Genomic DNA, 18,429 nt, shown 5'->3' with positions numbered 1-18,429 from the left:
AAATAAATACAGAATTTTCTGAACTTTTATTTTCTACGAAAATTTAAAAATTGAAAACACCTAAACAGAGGTAGCGATCATCCATTTTTTTACTGATGTAATTACGTAATAACTAAGCGACATTTTTAGTAACTATCAGGGGATAGGCTCCCTGATTCTACGAATCAGATGGTGTCCCTTGCTCCATATAGAGGCTTTAAGTAACCTGGTGATCTGCAGAATACTCTTTCTACTATTATTCTTCAACTTAATCAGCATATTCAAACAGTAGACAATCAAAGCGATATAAGCCTGATTGGAGACAGCTGTCTCCGAACAGCCGTAAAATGTTTTGACGTTCAGATGCTGCTTGATCCATTTAAAGAACAGTTCAATCGCCCAGCGTGATTTGTAGATTTCGCCAATCTCCTCCGGAGATAAGTCAAATCTATTGGTCACTAAGACAAGGTTTTTGCCTTTTTCATCCTGAACAGTCACACGGCGAAAGTAATGTTCTGTCCTGTTAGTCGTTGTTCCAAGAACCACCATCTCATCTGAAATGACGCTGCTCTGTTCGCCGGCACCAAAATCGTGAATGACTCTATGAACCGCATTACTCCGTAATCTGGATACAAAGAAGTAGCCTTCATCAGTCATTTCATCAAATCTGCTGTACTGTACATATCCATGATCAAAAACGTACATACATTCCTTGTCATCCACTAAAAGCTCAAGATGATTCTGATCATTCTCACAGGCATTGGTAAGGTAAAAATCGTCTGGATATGAATCATGATCTTCCATGTGAACCAACCGTAAGTGCAGCTTGACACCTGACTTTGTTTTTCTGAACTTTGCCCAGCGATAGTGATGAAGGTTCAGAGGCAGTGTACTTGAGTCAATGATCTTCAATGGTGTAGTGATCTTTCTCTTCTGATTAAAATGCGTCTCCCTCTGGATCTGGTCTAACAGCTGACTGAAGATATCCTTAAAAATCTGTGTGGGAACGTCAGATAGTTTTCTACTGAGCTGAGAATAGCTGATAGAATCAAAACCTAAGGTTTTCTGAAGTTTCTCTGAAAAAACACTGTCACTGACAGCTCGTAGACTTTCGGTCTCAAATAACTGTGAATATAACAGGAGTTTAATGAAAGCACAGGTATCTAGCTTCTTTGTATAGTAGTCTAAATTCAGGATTTTCACCTATTGAGAAATTTTCTTGAAATCTATCGGTGAAATCCATTGTTCAAATGATGATTTTCTAGTAAACTTATCCATGTTGAGATCCTTTGTATTGGATTTGGATGTGTATTACTACCTCCAACCATTATAAAGGACTTTTTTTGTACAGAAAATAAATTTTTAGAATATTCTATTTAAAACCGTAGCTTGAAATATTTTTATGCAACACTAGTGAATAAATATGAAAAAAAGACAGTTTCATGATAGAAACTGTCTTTTATTTAAAAGATAAAGTTAAGGATAAGATTAAGAATAATAGTCAGAATAATAGATGCAATGATTGAAAACATACATCCTGTTGTACCGCCGAAAAATCTGATCACTTTTTTGTCCTCCCTTTAGTTATAATGAACTATACCCATTCCTACATGATTAAACAAAGGAGGTGTGAAGAATTGCTAATAATAACCGTTTTATTGTCCATTGCCTTTGGTTTATTACTGATGATGTTACATATGATTCTCCCCTGGTTGTTTGGACCCATTATCGCAGCAGCATCTGTCAGAAAAATAAGCGGCAGACAAATGATCTGGCCGAAGTGGCTCGCAGATTCAGGACTGTTTATTCTGGGGGCTCAGATAGGGACATCCTTTACATTAAAGGTACTGTCAGACATTCGAAATGATTTGTTTCATATTGTTTTACTCAATATCATCATTATCGGTGCAGCTATTTTATTGTCGCTTATCTACCGAAAGATAACGCAGTGCAGCTATGAGACTGCATTCTTAAGTGCAGTTCCAGGAGCCCTGAGTCAGATGATTGTCATGGCAGAGGAGAATAAAAGAGCAGACCTTCTTGCCGTTACATTATCTCAGACCTCCCGTCTGTTGTTTGTCGTGATGATTGTACCCTTTATTGCGTCATTCAGTAGCGGTGCAGCAACAGGAAGCGTAATACACAGTGAATCCATTTTTCATGTTTTGTCATTTAATCAGATTTTATTCATCGTCAGTCTGACCGGTTTATTCTTTATATTCTTGCGGCGAATTCATTTTCCAGTTCCTCAACTTCTAGCACCGATATTTATCATGGCAGGCTGGAATATTGTAACGGGGGACAGCTTTTCTATTCCTTACTACTTAATTGCTGCAGCTCAGCTGTTATTCGGCATCAGAATCGGTCTGCAGCTGGTGGATTTATCCAGCAGTCTGACGTTCAGACTTTTTTTAGGTATCACCGTACAGAATACATTGCTTATCTTAGTGACCTTTGTAGCTGCTTTATTCATGACAGATCATCCATTTAACGATACCTTTTTAAGTCTGGCACCGGGCGGTATGGCACAGATTGTGATTGTTGCCCTTGAAACAGGCAGCAATATTGCGATGATATCCAGTTATCATATCTTCCGTATTTTTCTTATCTTATTAGTCGTGGCGCCCTTTATGCAGACTGTGCTGAAGCGATTTGACAAGTCCATTTAAATCCGCTAATATGAAATTATTCAATAAGATTTCGGGAAGAGTAAGTCTGTGATGACTGGACAGAGAGCATAGGGTTGGTGAAACTATGCAGCATCTATGACTGAAGGTAGCCCGCATATGTTCTTATACTGAAAGTAACTAGGTATAAGCGTGGACGAGCGTTAATCGTTTGAGTGCAGCTTCGGCTGAATTTAGGTGGTACCACGAGATTATTCCCGTCCTATTCTTATAGGGCGGTTTTTTTATTGAGTAAAATTAATTACTGGAGGTTTTTTGATGGATACTAAATATAATCCGAAATTAGTAGAAGAAGGACGCTACAAAAAATGGCTTGATGCAGAGCTTTTTAAAGCAGAAGACAATGATGACAAGCAACCTTTTACCATTGTGATTCCACCGCCGAACGTCACAGGCAAACTTCATATCGGCCATGCCTGGGATACAACATTACAGGATATCATTACACGTATGAAACGTATGCAGGGCTATAACACGCTTTATCTGCCGGGGATGGATCATGCGGGCATCGCGACACAGGCAAAAGTAGAGGCAAAGTTACGTGAAGAAGGCATTAGCCGTCACGACATCGGCCGCGCGAAATTCCTGGAGCATACGATGGCGTGGAAAGAAGAATATGCTGAGACTATCCGTGCACAGTGGGCGAAGATGGGGCTTGGTTTAGACTATTCACGTGAACGTTTCACACTTGACGAAGGCTTAAGCGATGCCGTTAAACGAGTATTCGTCGATATGTACAATAAGGGACTGATTTACCGCGGCGAACGTATTATCAACTGGGATCCTGCAGCACGTACAGCACTCAGTGATATCGAAGTGGTCCATGAAGAAGTCGAAGGTGCATTCTATCATATGAACTATCCACTGACAGACGGATCGGGCATGATTGAAATTGCCACAACACGTCCTGAGACGATGCTCGGTGATACAGCAGTCGTCGTTCATCCTGAAGACGCGCGTTACAAAAAGATGATCGGTAAAACAGTGCTGCTGCCTATTTTAGAACGCGAGATTCCGATTATCGGTGATGATTACGTTGATATGGACTTCGGTACAGGTGCGATGAAAGTAACACCTGCACATGACCCGAATGACTTTGAGATCGGGAACCGTCACGACCTGCCTCGTATCAATGTGATGAATGAAGACGGTACGATGAATGACAAAGCAGGTAAATATGCGGGACTTGATCGCTTTGACTGCCGTAAACAGCTTGTTAAGGACCTTGAAGACAGTGGCGTCATGGTTAAAATTGAAAAACACGTCCATCAGGTGGGTCACTCAGAACGTAGCGGCGCAGTTGTAGAGCCTTATCTGTCTACACAATGGTTCGTCAAAATGGCACCACTTGCTGAACAGTCACTGGACAATCAGAAGACGGATGACCGCATTGATTTCGTTCCACCACGTTTTGAGAATACCTTTAACCGCTGGATGGAAGGCATCCATGACTGGTGTATCTCTCGCCAGCTCTGGTGGGGTCATCAGATTCCTGCCTGGTACCATAAGGAAACGGGTGAAGTATACGTCGGTGAAACAGCACCTGAAGACAGTGACAACTGGACACAGGATGAAGATGTACTGGATACTTGGTTCTCTAGTGCGCTCTGGCCATTTTCAACGCTTGGCTGGCCGGATGCAGAAGCAGCAGACTTCAAGCGCTTCTATCCGACAAATGTTCTTGTCACAGGCTATGATATTATCTTCTTCTGGGTAGCCCGTATGATCTTCCAGGGACTTGAATTCACAGAGCGTCGTCCGTTCAACGAAGTACTGATCCACGGTTTAGTGCGTGCTGAAGACGGCCGTAAGATGAGTAAATCTCTTGGCAACGGTGTAGATCCGATGGATGTTATCGACCAGTACGGTGCCGATGCACTACGTTACTTCCTGGCAACGGGTTCAACACCTGGACAGGATTTACGTTACTCAACAGAGAAAGTAGAAGCAAACTGGAACTTTATTAATAAAATCTGGAACGCTTCTCGTTTCAGCCTGATGAATATTGGTGACGACTTCACAGTGGAAGATATTAACCTGGATGGCAAAAAATCAGTAGCGGATAAATGGATTCTGACGCGTCTGAATGAAACAATCGAAGAAGTGACACGTCTTGCGGATAAATATGAGTTCGGTGAAGTTGGACGTAGTCTTTACAACTTTATCTGGGATGATTTCTGTGACTGGTATATTGAGATGAGTAAGATTCCGATGAACGGTGATGACGCGGAAGCGAAGCAGATGACCCGTTCAGTCCTTGCCTATACACTTGACCAGATCATGCGTATGATGCATCCATTCATGCCGTTTGTCACAGAAGCCATCTGGCAGAACTTACCACACGAAGGCGAATCAATCGTGACAGCTAGCTGGCCGGTTGTTCTTCCTGAACTGACAGACGCCGCTTCTAAGCATGAGATGGAGCAGCTGATGGAGATTATCCGTGCTGTTCGTACGTCACGCAGTGAAGTGAATACGCCGATGTCTAAGGAAATCCCGATGCTGATCAAAGCAAATAATGAAGAACATCTGAACAACATCGATGCGAACCGTCACTATCTTGAGCGCTTCTGTAATCCATCTTCTCTTGAAATTGCGCTGTCACCAGATGTACCTGAAAAAGCGATGACGACTGCTGTTTACGGTGCAGAAGTGATTCTGCCGCTTGAAGGCTTAATCGATATGGATAAAGAACGTGAACGTCTGAATAAAGAACTTGAAAAATGGCAGAAAGAACTGGACCGTGTCAACGGTAAACTTGCAAATGAGAAGTTCGTGTCAAAAGCACCTGAGAAAGTCATCAATGAAGAAAAAGAAAAGCAGGCCCTTTATACAGAGCGCTATAATGCAGTGAAAGAAAGACTTGAACAGTTGAAAGCGTAGGGATGACGATGGACTATTTAGAGAGTTTATACTGGATACATGAACGAACAAAGTTTGGCATTAAACCAGGTGTCAGACGTATGGAATGGATGCTTGAGCGCATGGGTAACCCTGAGAAAAATATCAGGGGTATCCATGTTGTCGGCACGAATGGTAAAGGATCGACAGTCAGCTATCTGAAAAATGCGCTGATGGCAAACGGTTACGAAGTCGGTACGTTCACTTCACCGTATATTGAAACATTTAATGAAAGAATTAGTCTGAACGGCAATCCTATTACAGATGACGAGATTGTGACACTTGTTGAAAAAGTGAAACCGGTCAGTGAAGCGTTAGCAGAAGAAACAGATTTAGGCCTGGCAACAGAATTTGAAGTCATGACCATGATGATGTTTGTTTATTTCGGCGAAGTCCATCCGGTCGATTTTACTGTGATAGAGGCGGGGCTTGGGGCAAAGCATGATTCAACGAATGTGTTTATGCCGATCATGACTATTCTGACCAGTATCGGACTTGATCACACCAATATTATGGGTGATACATACCTCGATATTGCACGTGAAAAAGCAGGCGTTATTAAACCGGGTGTTACGCTTGTCTATGCCATTAAAAATGCTGATGCGAAGCAATATGTCAATGAGGCAGTTGCAGAAGCAGGTTCTAAAGGCATTAAACTGGACCGGGATATCCAGTGTGTTTCGTCAGGTGAAGAATTCACTTTCCGCTATAAGGATTATGAACTGGAAGACATCCGTCTGAAAATGCTGGGTTATCATCAGCAGGAAAATGCATCACTTGCAATAGCGGCACTTATCGATATGTATGAACAGGAGATGCTGCATCTCGATTTTAATAAAATGGTATCTGCGATTGAAGAGACAACATGGACTGGTCGTATTGAAACGATTCAGGAAGAGCCGACAATCATTCTTGATGGTGCACATAACCGCGAATCAATTGATGTACTTGTTGATACGATGAAACAGCACTACAGTGACCGAAAAATTGATGTATTGTTTTCGGCGATTGACGGAAAACCGATTGGCAGTATGCTCTATTCATTAGAAGAGATAGCAGATAAGTTCTACGTCACTGAATTCGATTTCCCGAAAGCACTGCCGGTCGATACAATCTATGAATCTGTTGAACATGATCAGAAGATGAAGATTAAGGAATACGGTGAATTCATCAATCATTACAACGGCGATCTGTTACTTGTGACAGGCAGTCTTTACTTTATCAGTGCAGTCAAAGCATATCTAAAAAAATAAAGCGTTATTCATACCAGGCATTTGCCTGGTATTTTTTTGCTTTATATTATTTAAATATTCAGAATTAGGGAAAGTGAAAAGTAGAAGAGACAAAGGGGTTGGTTTTTGAAATGAAAAAAAGTTTGAAGATGCCACACACATATGCACTATTATTATTTTTAGTCGCGTTTGCCTGTGTCATGACCTATATCATTCCAGCAGGTATTTATGACAGGGAAGATGTGGACGGTAGAAAGCAGGTCATTAATGATTCATACCATCACGTCGCTCAGCAACCGGTGAGTCCGATAGAGATCTTTAGAGCAGTACCGACTGGCCTAGTAGAAGCAGCGGAGATTGTATTCTATATCTTTTTAGTCGGGGGGGCATTCGGTATTATACATAGAACAGGTGCCATCAATGCAGGCGTAGGCGCCATGATGAAGAAAGTCGGCAAAAAGGGGAATATGCTGATACCTGTCACAATGATTGTCTTCAGTATACTGGGCTTTTCGATAGGGCTGAGCGAGGAAGCGATCGTCTTTGTACCGATTGGGATTTTGCTTGCCAAAGCACTCGGATATGATGCGATGGTTGGAACCGCTATGATTATACTCGGCAGCGGTATCGGTTTCCTAGGTGGCATGATCAATCCGTTTACGGTAGGGATTGCCCAGAAGATAGCGGAGATACCGTTATTCTCAGGGATTATTTTTAGAACAATTGTCTATCTCATTGTCTTGTTAACAGGCATTCTGTATGTGCTGAATTATGCAAAGAAAGTGAAAAAAGATAAAAAACACAGCTTGATTGCTGCAGACATGCGTGCCGCAAATGATGCCCGCTTTGAAGAGCAGATTAAAGGAATTGATTCATTTACAATGAGACATGCGCTCATTCTGTTATGTCTGGCCATTGCTGTAATAATCAATGTATACGGCATCTTTAAGTTCGACTGGTTCTTAATGCAGATGAGTGCAAATTTCCTGATCATGGGCATTATCGCTGGACTCATTGGTGGACTTGGATTGAACGGAACATTTGATGCATTGATAGAAGGCATGAAAGATATTCTGTACGGTGCAATTATCGTAGGATTTGCGAGAGCAATTGTCTTAGTGCTGGAATCAGGAAAAATCATCGATACAATTGTACATCATATGACAGCGGTTATTGATCACTTACCTGCAGCGTTTTCAGTTATAGCAATGTTTGTGACACAGCTGTTCCTGAACTTCTTTATACCATCTGGATCAGGACAGGCCATGACGACGATGCCGATTATGGTACCTGTGTCAGACTTGCTAGGTATTAATCGACAGCTGGCTGTACTCGCCTTCCAGTACGGAGATGCTATCAGTAATAATATCATTCCGACATCAGCTTCGCTCATGGGTGCACTCGCAGTTGCACGTATTCCATATACGACCTGGATTAAGTTTGTGTGGAAGATTATTGCTATATGGGCGGTTATCTGTATCGGGGCCATGATTATTTATATGAATATATAAGTAGAGACCGGAGACTAAAAAGTCTTCGGTTTTTTGTGGTGAGTGCGAGAAGCTTTGAAACATATGGATGAGCAAAGTCCCGCAAAAGGGGTTAGCGGGACTTTGCTGTGGTGAAATCGGAGCAGGAGAGCGAGCAAAGTCCCGTAAAGTGGATTTGCGGAACGATACGTAGGAGAAAAAGTAGCAGGTAGTGAACAAAGTCTAGCAAAGTAGATTAGCTGGACTTTGCTTTTATAAAACAACTAACTTTTTATAAAAGATAGTTGTTTTTTTTTCTTATATTGTACTATAGTAGATTACAAGATAGCTATCTATATTTTTTGACTAACTATCTTATAAAATAAGATAGTTAACAGGGGGTGCTGATTCTTGGCGGTGCATGATCAGATGATGAAAGGGTTGCTTGATGGAGCTATTCTGGGGTTGATTGCGCAAGGTGAAACTTATGGTTATGAGATTATGGAGCGCTTGAAGGAGAATGATTTTCCTGAAATCAGCGATGGAAGTATTTATCCAGTTCTATTGCGTCTGGATAAGAAGCAGTATGTCAGTACGCGCATGGTAAAGTCAGATAATGGCGGTCCGAAGCGGAAATACTATACCATCACAGCAAGTGGGATGGAGCAGCTTACAGTTTTTAAACAGAAGTGGACAGATTTGAATCATGGTATGAATAATTTAATGAGGAGTGTGGAAGATGTTGAGTAAGAAATCAGAACAGTTTTTAAATAGTGTCAGAATGGAACTAATGAAGCGCGGTAAGAAAGATGAAGATATAGAAGCGGTAACTGAAGAACTCAGAGATCATCTGACTCAGGCCGAAAAACGCGGTGAAAGTGTAGACAGTATTACAGGCGGAACTCCTGACGCATATATCAATTCTATCTCAAAGGAAATGCCATTTGACAATTCATTTATCAAAACAATTATTGGTGCATTGTTTGCGATTTTAGGGTTCTTTACAATCCCAAGACTTATTGCAGGACAATTCGATATGTCAGTCGAAAGAATTGTCTTTTATGGCTTATTAGTCGTTATTCTGTTGCCGCTTGAATTCTGGTTGCTCATGACTATGTTAAAAAAATATGGCCATTCAAAGAAGGGCTATTTCGCACCTCTCATCATCGCATTAATAGGTTTTGCTATTATTTTAGCAGGTGAGTTTTATCTTCGTGTCAACGAAGGAGCTTCAATCATCAACTTAGATATTCATATGAGTCTATGGATAGGTTTAATTCTTCTATTATTATTCATTGGTTTCTGTGTCATGTACAAATCCTGGTTTTATATCGGGGTCATGGTATACCTTGTATTACCTGACTTAGTTGCAAGATTATTTACAGATAAACCAGCTGACAGTAAAGAATTCGTCAACATCTCATCATCCATCTTTCTCATGTTAAGCGTCGTGGCTTTAGTAGGAGCGATGGCATTTTATTCAAGATTTAAAAAAAGTAGAAGATAAGAAACGAACCCTCTGCATAATCAAATGCTGAGGGTTTTTTGATGTTCGATTAGCTTTTCAAAATGAATAAAGTTATATTGAATTAAACAGTTTTTTACAAGTGGACTGAAAGATAGAATATATTAAAAACATTAAGGAGGAGGTATATGACATGTTGGAACGGGATGAAAATGAGTTTGAGATGCATGAGAAATATTTCAAGCCAGATATTTATGATCACATTGAAATAGAAGGGGCTACTGTTTCTTTTGAGCATTTCCTCCACTTGCTTTATCAAGGGCGTGAGATTGAGTTTGTTGTAGATGGTAAAGAATATTTCATAGGCAACTTCCCAGATGGTCGTATTTTATGCGGAGAAGATTGCGAAGAAGAACGTTTCTACAATAATCATATGAAAATGCTCAAAGAAGTAGAGATAGACGGTCAAACATTGGAAAATATTTTTAAGAAACGTGACTATGTGTTTGGCACTATTTTTTAATTAAGGAGATGTTAAATATTAGAGTGTATCGTGACTCATCATTAGTTTTGAAACCTCTCACCATAGATGACCATGAAGATTTCTTTAAGCTGTTAGTTGATAATTACGATTATTTTAAGCCGTCTTTAATGTGGATGATTAAAGACGAATTATATGAACAGTCTCTTGAAAGTCTGAAGTTAAGAATCACTATGACTTTTAGAGAAAACAATCTACCCTTGTGGTTTGGAATTTATTTCAACGGCACTTTATGTGGTTTGATTGGATTTAATGAGCTGGACGTGGAGAATAATGTGGGTGAGCTTGGCTATTTTATGAGCCAAAGACAGTCTTCTAAAGGATTGATGTCACAGTCGCTGTCTCAAATTATTGCCTATAGTTTTGAGGAACTTGCGCTTAATAAGCTGGAACTCTATATCAATGAAAATAATCAGGCAAGTATCAGATTAGCGAATAAACATGGATTTAAACTTGAAGGTACTATCAGGGAAGCGGTAAAGGTGGAAGATACTTATCTTAATCAGCATCTATATGGCTTACTCAAATCAGAATTTCATAAATAAAACCTCCCCGTACTCTAATGAGTGCAGAGAGGCTTTATTTATTTTAAAATCTTCATTTTCAGTCTCGCATCTGGTATTTCACAGTAATTTCGTCTGAAGCGGTACCTTTTTTTCGCTACATATTGATAAAGTGAATTTCTTATATTCAAAGGTATTAGTTTTAGAAGCGTGACATTTATATGAAGGTCTTTCAGGATTGCTATGACGGCATCGCTGTAGATGTAGGTGTCCCCGTCCCTTGAATAAATAACGCTGTCAACTGCATCAAATCTATGAGCGAGTTTCTGTTCGGCTATTTTAGAACTGAGAGCAGCAAAGTAAAGTTTGTCTTCAACGTCCAGCATTGATATGATTTTTACAAAGCGATTGCAGATAAGACATTGGTCATCAAAATAAATAATGTTCATCGTTCACTATTTAACAGGACGATCTAAATCGCCAATCTGATCAAGAAACAGTATACCTTCGTGACCGAATGTAAATCTGTCTTCTGCGTATTCATAATTGCCTTCTTCTATGGTCTTAGCGATGAAAGATAACAGGTTATTCAATGAATCTGCTACGACGTAAAATGTTTCTTCGTCACTGCCATAACTGATGATCTGTCCTTTTTTGCCGTTTTCACCTGGGTCCATATCGACTGCAAGGAAATTACCGAAACCATCTGCCGCAAATGGCAGCCATTTCGCGTGGTAATAAATCGGTTTAATGGCGCCTGCAGGTTCAATCTCGTAAGGGAACTCATCAAACTCTTCTTCTTCGTCCTGATTGAATTCAACTTCGTTCATCACTTCATCAAGTGACAGCCATTCCAGTCCGAAGAAAAGACCCGGACTATCAAATGATTCACCATTATGGGCTTGATAGAGCGTTTTGAAATCAGGGTCAAGCGGTTCACCGAATACTTCTTCTAATTCCTGCAGTTCTTCGTCAGTGGCACCTGGGTTTACATGATCTTTGAAGGGGACATGAGACTGATTGAGTACATGTTCAAGCATAGAATAACCTCCTTTTGTCAGATAGTATTCTATTGCCTGTTCTATTGAATAAAAACGTAGTTATATCATCTTAGATGAATAATCACCTGTACAGTCTTATACATGATTAGTTAGCTATGATGATTACTCATTGTTACGAAGGTCATAAAATGTAGACTGATTTCTGCTGTTTTTCTTTAAAAGAGATGATTTTACTGTAGAATCTCATGAAATTAAAAGTTTTGATGAAAAACTGTAGCCGTTTCTGCCTGTTTTTATCTTTTTCTGCTTTTTTACAAGTACATGTCTTTCCTTTAAAGTGAAATTAAGAAAAGGGGTGGCATATGTTTATAGCAGTGATAGGTAGTTTTATCGGCTCTTTTATGCTTTGTCTTACCTATCAGGAAGGTTCGCTTTTCAGACGTTCGCAGTGTGATAGTTGTCATTCTGATCTTGTATGGTACGAGTTGATACCGGTCGTCAGCTTTATCATGCAAAAGGGAAGATGCCGTCAATGTAACAATCAGATTCCATTACACATCTTCATGACAGAGCTGCTGTTTTTCATGCTCTTTCTCCTGTTTTTTTCAGAAAGCAGTTCAGCACTTTATGCTGCTTGTATCTCTTTTTTAGTTCCGCTGGCGATTTATGATATTCACCATTTTAAAGTACCTAATCATATGCTTCTGCTTTTCGCATGTATTCTCCTGTTGATTCGTTACCCTCTCCTATTTGACATTCAGCATTTAGTCTATTCCGTCTTGCTGATTATACTGCTGCATTTATTTTACTTGCTGACAGGCAGCATCGGCTACGGTGATATCAAGCTGCTGTCCTTGTTCGCACTTTTTCTACCGCTTACTTATTTTCTGCTCATCTTCATGCTGACTTATTTTATCGGCGGCATCGCTGTCATCTGTTTCTTGTTTTACAAACATAATCTGAAGAAAATACCGCTTATTCCTTTTATCACAGCTAGCACACTGCTCGTGTTTAAATTTTATGATGAACTTTATACTATTTATTTTGGAGGGTTTTTATGATGCTAGCGATGTTAAAACAAGATCAGCCTCGTGAACGGCTCATGACTTATGGACCTGAACAGCTAACCAATCAGGAACTTCTGGCCATCATCATTAACACAGGCAGTAAGGATGAATCCGTTTTAGAGGTCGCTAATAAACTGCTGATGTCTATGGGTAATATTCGTGACATGCGTTACCTGACATTGCAGGAGTTACGGGAAATCAAGGGTATCGGCGAGAAGAAAGCTGTGACAATGCTCGCTATGATAGAGCTCGCTGTCAGGATGCATACACATTCTCTCGAAGACCGCGTGAAGATTAAGTCGCCGCAGTGCGTAGCTGATCTTTTGATGGAGCGTATGCGCTATTTTACACAGGAACACTTCATCGCCCTTTATTTAAATACGAAGAATGTCGTGATTCATGAACAGGTCATCTTTAAAGGTTCTTTAAATGCTTCCATCGTTCATCCGCGCGAAGTATTCAGAGAAGCGGTGAGACGATCTGCTGCCAATATTATTGTCTGTCACAATCATCCATCTGGAGATCCGACACCTTCTGTAGAAGATATTGAGGCCACGAAACGTCTGATCAACTGTGGTACGTTATTTGGGATAGAACTCCTGGACCATATCATTATCGGGGACGGCGTCTTCGTCAGTATTAAAGAGAAGGGACTCTTGTAAATTTTTTGTAAAGTATTTCGGAAATCGAAAAAAAGTGTTGTCAGTTCAAATTATTTGAATTATGATAATATTGAAAATAAGAAAAGGGGGAGATTAATATGCGCAACGAATATCTGTGTCTTTCATTACAAATTAATTTATCCTCCTCATATGTGTCACACTAATTAAGACATAGGAGGAGTCTCTCTTCCGGTCGTAAAGCACATGCTTTCCATTAGGAGAGGTATGTGCTTTTTGTGTTTCTATGAGGAGTTAATAAGGAGGATTTACATGTTTGATGTTTTGTTTAAACTAAGCTGGTTTTTTAAGCAGGAAAAGAAGCGGTATTTAATCGCTGTCCTTTTGTTATTGATCGCAAATGTCGTGGAGATTCTCCCACCATGGCTGATCGGTAAGACGATTGATGCCATTACTCTGGGCACTCTCACCACGAGACGTTTTTACGAGATTATCGCCGCATTTGTTGCACTGATTATCATCGGCTATCTGATTAATTATGCCTGGAGATTCCTGCTTTTCAACGGTTCTCAGATTCTGGAGAGCTTAATGAGAAGAAAACTGATGGCGAAATTTCTGTCCATGAGTCCCGGTTATTATGAAAAGAACCGGACCGGCGACCTGATGGCCCGTGCAACAAATGATTTGAGTGCCATCCGTCAGACTGTCGGTTTTGGTATCCTGACGCTGATTGACAGTACGACTTATCTGGTTACCATTATTTTGATGATGGGTTTTGCCATCTCGTGGAAGCTGACTCTTTTTGCAATGCTGCCTTTACCGCTGCTCGCGATTATTGAACAGCGACTGGGTAAGATGATTCATAAACGTTATACCATCAGCCAGGATGCATTCGGTGATATGAATGATGATGTTCTGGAATCAATTGAAGGGATACGTGTGACGCGTGCTTTCGCACAGGAAGATAACCTGAATAGACGGTTTAACAGAATGACGACAGACGTCGTCGATAAATTTATGGCAGTTGAAAAACTGGATGCCTTGTTTAAACCGTTGACAATCATCGTGACGATGGTCAGTTTTATCATTGCCCTTGGTTACGGCAGTGTACTTGTCAATCGTGGCGAAATCTCAATCGGAGACTTAATTGCTTTTAATGTCTACCTCAATATGATGGTGTGGCCGATGTTTGCCATTGGACTGCTCTTCAATATCATGCAGCGTGGCAATGCCTCACTCGACCGTGTGATGGAAGTACTGGATACAGACGATATCATGGCGGACTCAGTAGACTCACTTGTCGCACCGGATCATCATGTATCATTTGATACTGTTAACTTTAAATATCCATCAAGTGAACAGACCAATCTAAAGGCGGTCAATATCGAACTCGGTGTCGGTGAAACGCTGGGGATTGTCGGCCCGACAGGCAGCGGTAAGACGACACTCATCCGTCAGATCTTGAAAGAATACCCAGTGGGTGAAGGGCATATCACACTCGGTGGCATCAATATCGGACAACTGACTAAACGTCAGGTCCGTGAAAAAATCGGTTACGTCTCCCAGGAAAATATTTTGTTTTCACGTTCTGTCAGAGAAAATATCTTGTTCGGAAAGCCAGATGCCAGTGAAGTGGAAATTGCACGTGCTATAGAGCTCGCGAGTTTCACTGAAGACGTTAAACGTCTGCCGCAGGGACTGGATACACTGGTCGGTGAAAAAGGTATCGCTATATCCGGTGGTCAGAAACAGCGTATCTCTATCGCACGTGCCATGATCAAAAATCCGGATATACTGATTCTTGATGATTCACTATCAGCAGTCGATGCTAAAACAGAGACAGCGATCATCGGACATATCCAGCAGTCACGTCAAGGTAAGACTACTATTATCTCCACTCACCGACTGTCTGCTGTCCAGCATGCTGACCTTATCGTAGTGCTTGCTAACGGAGAAATTATTCAGCAGGGGACACACGCATCACTTATTAGTCAGCAAGGCTGGTACCTGGAGCAGTTTAATCGTCAGCAGTTAAGAGAGGAGGAGAGATAATGTCTAATTCAAAACGATTGTTACGGGAAGCACTTAAGTTCAAAAAACTCTTTTTAATCGGTTTTCTCTTCCTGGCAGGTGCTGTTGTCGCTGAACTCATCGGTCCTGTGATCGCGATGAAGATAATTGATGATCATGTAAGGGAAGCAGCGGATACGATTAATCTTACGCCCATTATGCAGCTTCTTGGTATCTATGCAGTCATCGCTGTCTTTAATGCGGTCTTCAGCTACTATCAGACGCTCTATTTCCAGAATGCAGGCTCAAATGTCATTATGAACTTGAGAAACGAACTCTTTAAGCATATGCAGAAGCTGCCGATCAAATACTTTGATACTTTGCCGGCCGGTAAGGTAGTGGCAAGAATCACGAATGATACGCAGACAATCCTGGAGTTGTTTACTGTCCTGCTGCCGACTTATCTGTCAGGTTTCGTTAATATCATAGCCATTATTATTGCGATTTTCTTCTTCAACTGGAAAGTTGGACTTGCCGCTTTTCTTGTCGTACCGTTACTGATAGGCTGGCTGGTGGTCTACCGCAAGCTGTCTGATGAATACAATCAGGTGACACGCGAAAAAAACAGTGATATGAATGCGATGCTCAATGAATCGATCAACGGCATGACGATTATTCAGGCCTTTAACCAGGAAGAGAAGATTCAGCAGGAATTCAATGAATTAAATGACGACTACTTACGGAATTACTCGCGTATTATTCAGCTGGATTCCCTCACCAGCCATAACTTGATGGGAACCATCCGTTCAGTGATTTTTGCGGTGATGATTTATATTTTCGGTTCTACGTTTCTGAGCGGTGAGACTGCTCTGACTGCGGGTATGATGTATGTCATTGTGGAATATCTGACGAGACTATTTAATCCGATGTATAATCTGGTCAATAATCTAAGCGTCCTTGAACAGGCCCGTGTTTCGGCGGATCGTGTTTACGAGATGCTGGATGAACCTGCAGAAATCACGGAAAATAAATCAATCGCTCGTTTAGAGGGTGACGTCCTGTTTGAGGATGTGTCATTTGCCTACAAGGAAGAAGAGTATGTCTTAAAAGACATCAATATTCATGCAAGACGCGGTGAAACCGTTGCACTGGTCGGTCATACGGGATCTGGTAAAAGCTCCATTATGAATCTGCTCTTCAGATTCTATGATCCGACAATGGGTCGTATTCTGATGGACGGTGTTGATTCCAAGTCAGTGACGAAAACCTCACTTCGCGAGCATATGGGTATTGTTCTGCAGGATCCTTATTTGTACAGCGGAACGATCCTCAGCAACATCACGCTAGGTGATGAACGCATTTCACGCGCACGAGCAGTAGCAGCGCTTGAAGCAGTCGGTGGATCACGGGTTCTCGATACGCTAGACAATGGCATCGATTCACCTGTAGTTGAAAAAGGAAATACGTTATCCAGTGGTCAGCGTCAGCTGATTTCATTTGCCCGTGCTCTCGCTTTTGATCCGGCTATTCTGATTCTGGACGAAGCGACTGCAAGTATTGACTCTGAAACGGAATCGGTTATCCAGCAGGCGATGGATGTCCTAAAAGAAGGCAGAACAACATTTATTATTGCGCATAGACTGTCTACCATCAAAAATGCTGATCAGATCATTGTTCTTGATAAAGGAAGAATTATTGAACGAGGTAACCACCGGACCCTTATTCAGTCAGATGGTCAATATGCCAAGATGTATCAGCTTCAATCTGCCAATAGCCAGTAAATCATGTTATATTAGAAGTAATTGCCGAACGGCAATTACTTTTTTTTGAGGAGACTATATGAAAAAACTTCTGTTACTGACTATTCTGCTGCTCGCAGGGTGTCAGCAGACATATAAAAATACAGTGAAATATGAGCCGTTTGATTATCAGAAATTAGGTGCGCTTGACCTGACAGGTTTAACAGTCAGTCAGATGTCGCTTGAAGAGAAAATTTATCAGTCGCTCATCCTCGGTTTCGACGGGACAGCAATGACGCCTGAATTAAATGACCGTCTTCAGAAGAAACTAGGCGGCGTGATTCTATTCAGTCGTAATATTGAATCTGTTACTCAGACACAAGGCTTGAACCATTCGATTGCGGGCGCTCAGACAGAAATTCCGCCTTTTATAGGAGTGGACCAGGAAGGTGGGAGAGTGAACAGATTACCTCGTGAACTGGGAAATACCGCAGATGCTTATACGCTCGCTCAGTCAGGTTCTGAAGCTGTTCATTCTGCAGGTAAGTGGAACGGTCAGATGCTGAAACTGCTTGGATTTAATCTTGATTTTTCTACAGTACTTGATATTTGGACAAACCCGGCTAACACGGTCATCGGTAACCGCAGCTTCGGCACAACAGCAGAGGCAGTCACTAAGAATGCGAGTGCTTTCAATAAAGGCCTGCACTCTGAAGGGATTGTGACGGTCGGTAAACATTTTCCGGGACATGGAGATACATTCCTTGATTCACATCTTGCGCTGCCGGTGAGCGAGGCAGATATGAACCGTTTGAAAAAGGTAGAATTAGTACCCTTTAACAACCTGCAGGATGAAATCGATATGATGATGGTTTCTCACATCGTGGTATCAAAGCTTGATGCACTGCCAAGTTCATTATCAGCTGTTGTCACAAAAGATGTGCTGCAGAAAGAGTTAGGTTTTGATGGTGTGGTCATAACAGATGATCTTGCGATGGGCGCTATAGCTGACCGTTACACAAAAGGTGAAGCAGCAGCTATGGCCATTCAGGCAGGTAATACAATGGTGCTGATCGGTTCTGATGTCGGCGATGTAGATGTACTCGTTCAAACTATTGCAGATAAAGTGAGGAACGGTGAAATCAGTGAGACAGTGATCGATGAAAATGTCCAAAAAATTCTTCGGTTAAAAACAAAATATGATATTCTGTAACT

The 18,429-nt window shown here is 41.2% G+C and carries 15 protein-coding genes, 1 pseudogene and 1 other annotated feature; of the genes and pseudogenes, 13 read left to right on the top strand and 3 right to left on the bottom strand.

Annotated elements, in window-relative coordinates:
- Nucleotides 1–135: 135 nt before the first annotated feature.
- Nucleotides 136–1,257: pseudogene (locus tag MGG13_RS07500) on the bottom strand (IS4 family transposase).
- A gap of 359 nt (nucleotides 1,258–1,616) precedes the next feature.
- On the opposite strand from MGG13_RS07500, the gene MGG13_RS07495 reads away from it, so the two are divergent.
- The 8 genes from MGG13_RS07495 to MGG13_RS07460 all read left to right on the top strand — a co-directional run bounded on the left by MGG13_RS07495 (nucleotide 1,617) and on the right by MGG13_RS07460 (nucleotide 10,819).
- Nucleotides 1,617–2,648, top strand: a complete 1,032-nt coding sequence (locus MGG13_RS07495; protein ID WP_239034486.1) for an AbrB family transcriptional regulator — start codon at nucleotides 1,617–1,619, stop codon at nucleotides 2,646–2,648.
- 22 nt (nucleotides 2,649–2,670) lie between these two features.
- Nucleotides 2,671–2,874 (top strand) — a binding site (T-box leader).
- 50 nt (nucleotides 2,875–2,924) lie between these two features.
- Nucleotides 2,925–5,549: a valine--tRNA ligase gene (locus MGG13_RS07490; RefSeq protein ID WP_239034485.1), complete on the top strand. Its 2,625-nt coding sequence runs from the start codon at nucleotides 2,925–2,927 to the stop codon at nucleotides 5,547–5,549.
- Nucleotides 5,550–5,557: 8 nt separating this feature from the next.
- Nucleotides 5,558–6,820: a bifunctional folylpolyglutamate synthase/dihydrofolate synthase gene (locus MGG13_RS07485; protein ID WP_239034484.1), complete on the top strand. Its 1,263-nt coding sequence runs from the start codon at nucleotides 5,558–5,560 to the stop codon at nucleotides 6,818–6,820.
- Nucleotides 6,821–6,930: 110 nt separating this feature from the next.
- Nucleotides 6,931–8,310 carry a YfcC family protein gene (locus tag MGG13_RS07480; RefSeq protein ID WP_239034483.1) on the top strand — a complete coding sequence of 460 codons (1,380 nt, stop codon included), beginning with the start codon at nucleotides 6,931–6,933 and terminating at the stop codon, nucleotides 8,308–8,310.
- A 369-nt stretch (nucleotides 8,311–8,679) separates the two neighbouring features.
- The gene (locus MGG13_RS07475; protein WP_133432185.1) at nucleotides 8,680–9,018 is read left to right on the top strand and encodes a PadR family transcriptional regulator; all 339 of its coding nucleotides are present in this window, start codon (nucleotides 8,680–8,682) and stop codon (nucleotides 9,016–9,018) included.
- Nucleotides 9,008–9,775, top strand: a complete 768-nt coding sequence (locus MGG13_RS07470; protein ID WP_239034482.1) for a DUF1129 family protein — start codon at nucleotides 9,008–9,010, stop codon at nucleotides 9,773–9,775. Before MGG13_RS07475 ends, MGG13_RS07470 begins: the two co-directional genes overlap by 11 nt.
- A gap of 151 nt (nucleotides 9,776–9,926) precedes the next feature.
- On the top strand, nucleotides 9,927–10,256 hold the full coding sequence (locus tag MGG13_RS07465; protein ID WP_239034481.1) for a hypothetical protein: 330 nt from the start codon (nucleotides 9,927–9,929) through the stop codon (nucleotides 10,254–10,256).
- 8 nt (nucleotides 10,257–10,264) lie between these two features.
- Nucleotides 10,265–10,819, top strand: coding sequence for a GNAT family N-acetyltransferase (locus MGG13_RS07460; protein ID WP_239034480.1), 555 nt, complete (start codon nucleotides 10,265–10,267; stop codon nucleotides 10,817–10,819).
- A 38-nt stretch (nucleotides 10,820–10,857) separates the two neighbouring features.
- Here the strand turns inward: MGG13_RS07460 and MGG13_RS07455 are convergent, their stop codons facing one another.
- Both MGG13_RS07455 and MGG13_RS07450 read right to left on the bottom strand, forming a co-directional pair.
- Nucleotides 10,858–11,226 (bottom strand): thiol-disulfide oxidoreductase DCC family protein, encoded by a 369-nt coding sequence (locus MGG13_RS07455; RefSeq protein WP_239034479.1) that lies wholly within the window; start codon nucleotides 11,224–11,226, stop codon nucleotides 10,858–10,860.
- A gap of 6 nt (nucleotides 11,227–11,232) precedes the next feature.
- Nucleotides 11,233–11,817 carry an SMI1/KNR4 family protein gene (locus MGG13_RS07450; protein ID WP_239034478.1) on the bottom strand — a complete coding sequence of 195 codons (585 nt, stop codon included), beginning with the start codon at nucleotides 11,815–11,817 and terminating at the stop codon, nucleotides 11,233–11,235.
- Between the two features lie 323 nt (nucleotides 11,818–12,140).
- Between MGG13_RS07450 and MGG13_RS07445 the strand changes: the two genes are divergently transcribed.
- The 5 genes from MGG13_RS07445 to MGG13_RS07425 all read left to right on the top strand — a co-directional run bounded on the left by MGG13_RS07445 (nucleotide 12,141) and on the right by MGG13_RS07425 (nucleotide 18,427).
- Nucleotides 12,141–12,839 carry a prepilin peptidase gene (locus MGG13_RS07445; protein ID WP_239047006.1) on the top strand — a complete coding sequence of 233 codons (699 nt, stop codon included), beginning with the start codon at nucleotides 12,141–12,143 and terminating at the stop codon, nucleotides 12,837–12,839.
- Nucleotides 12,836–13,507, top strand: coding sequence for a RadC family protein (gene radC, locus MGG13_RS07440; RefSeq protein WP_239034477.1), 672 nt, complete (start codon nucleotides 12,836–12,838; stop codon nucleotides 13,505–13,507). Before MGG13_RS07445 ends, radC begins: the two co-directional genes overlap by 4 nt.
- 270 nt (nucleotides 13,508–13,777) lie before the next feature.
- Nucleotides 13,778–15,517, top strand: a complete 1,740-nt coding sequence (locus MGG13_RS07435; protein ID WP_239034476.1) for an ABC transporter ATP-binding protein — start codon at nucleotides 13,778–13,780, stop codon at nucleotides 15,515–15,517.
- Nucleotides 15,517–17,256, top strand: coding sequence for an ABC transporter ATP-binding protein (locus tag MGG13_RS07430; RefSeq protein ID WP_239034475.1), 1,740 nt, complete (start codon nucleotides 15,517–15,519; stop codon nucleotides 17,254–17,256). The genes MGG13_RS07435 and MGG13_RS07430 overlap by 1 nt, the downstream gene beginning before the upstream one ends.
- Nucleotides 17,257–17,314: 58 nt before the next feature.
- Nucleotides 17,315–18,427 carry a glycoside hydrolase family 3 N-terminal domain-containing protein gene (locus MGG13_RS07425; RefSeq protein WP_239034474.1) on the top strand — a complete coding sequence of 371 codons (1,113 nt, stop codon included), beginning with the start codon at nucleotides 17,315–17,317 and terminating at the stop codon, nucleotides 18,425–18,427.
- The last annotated feature ends 2 nt before the right edge of the window (nucleotides 18,428–18,429 follow it).

The sequence above is a fragment of the Macrococcus brunensis genome (genome assembly GCF_022343725.1).
GTDB lineage: Bacteria > Bacillota > Bacilli > Staphylococcales > Staphylococcaceae > Macrococcus > Macrococcus brunensis.
The sequence above is the reverse complement of the archived record's forward strand: the minus strand, read 5'-3'. Positions and strand labels throughout refer to the sequence as shown.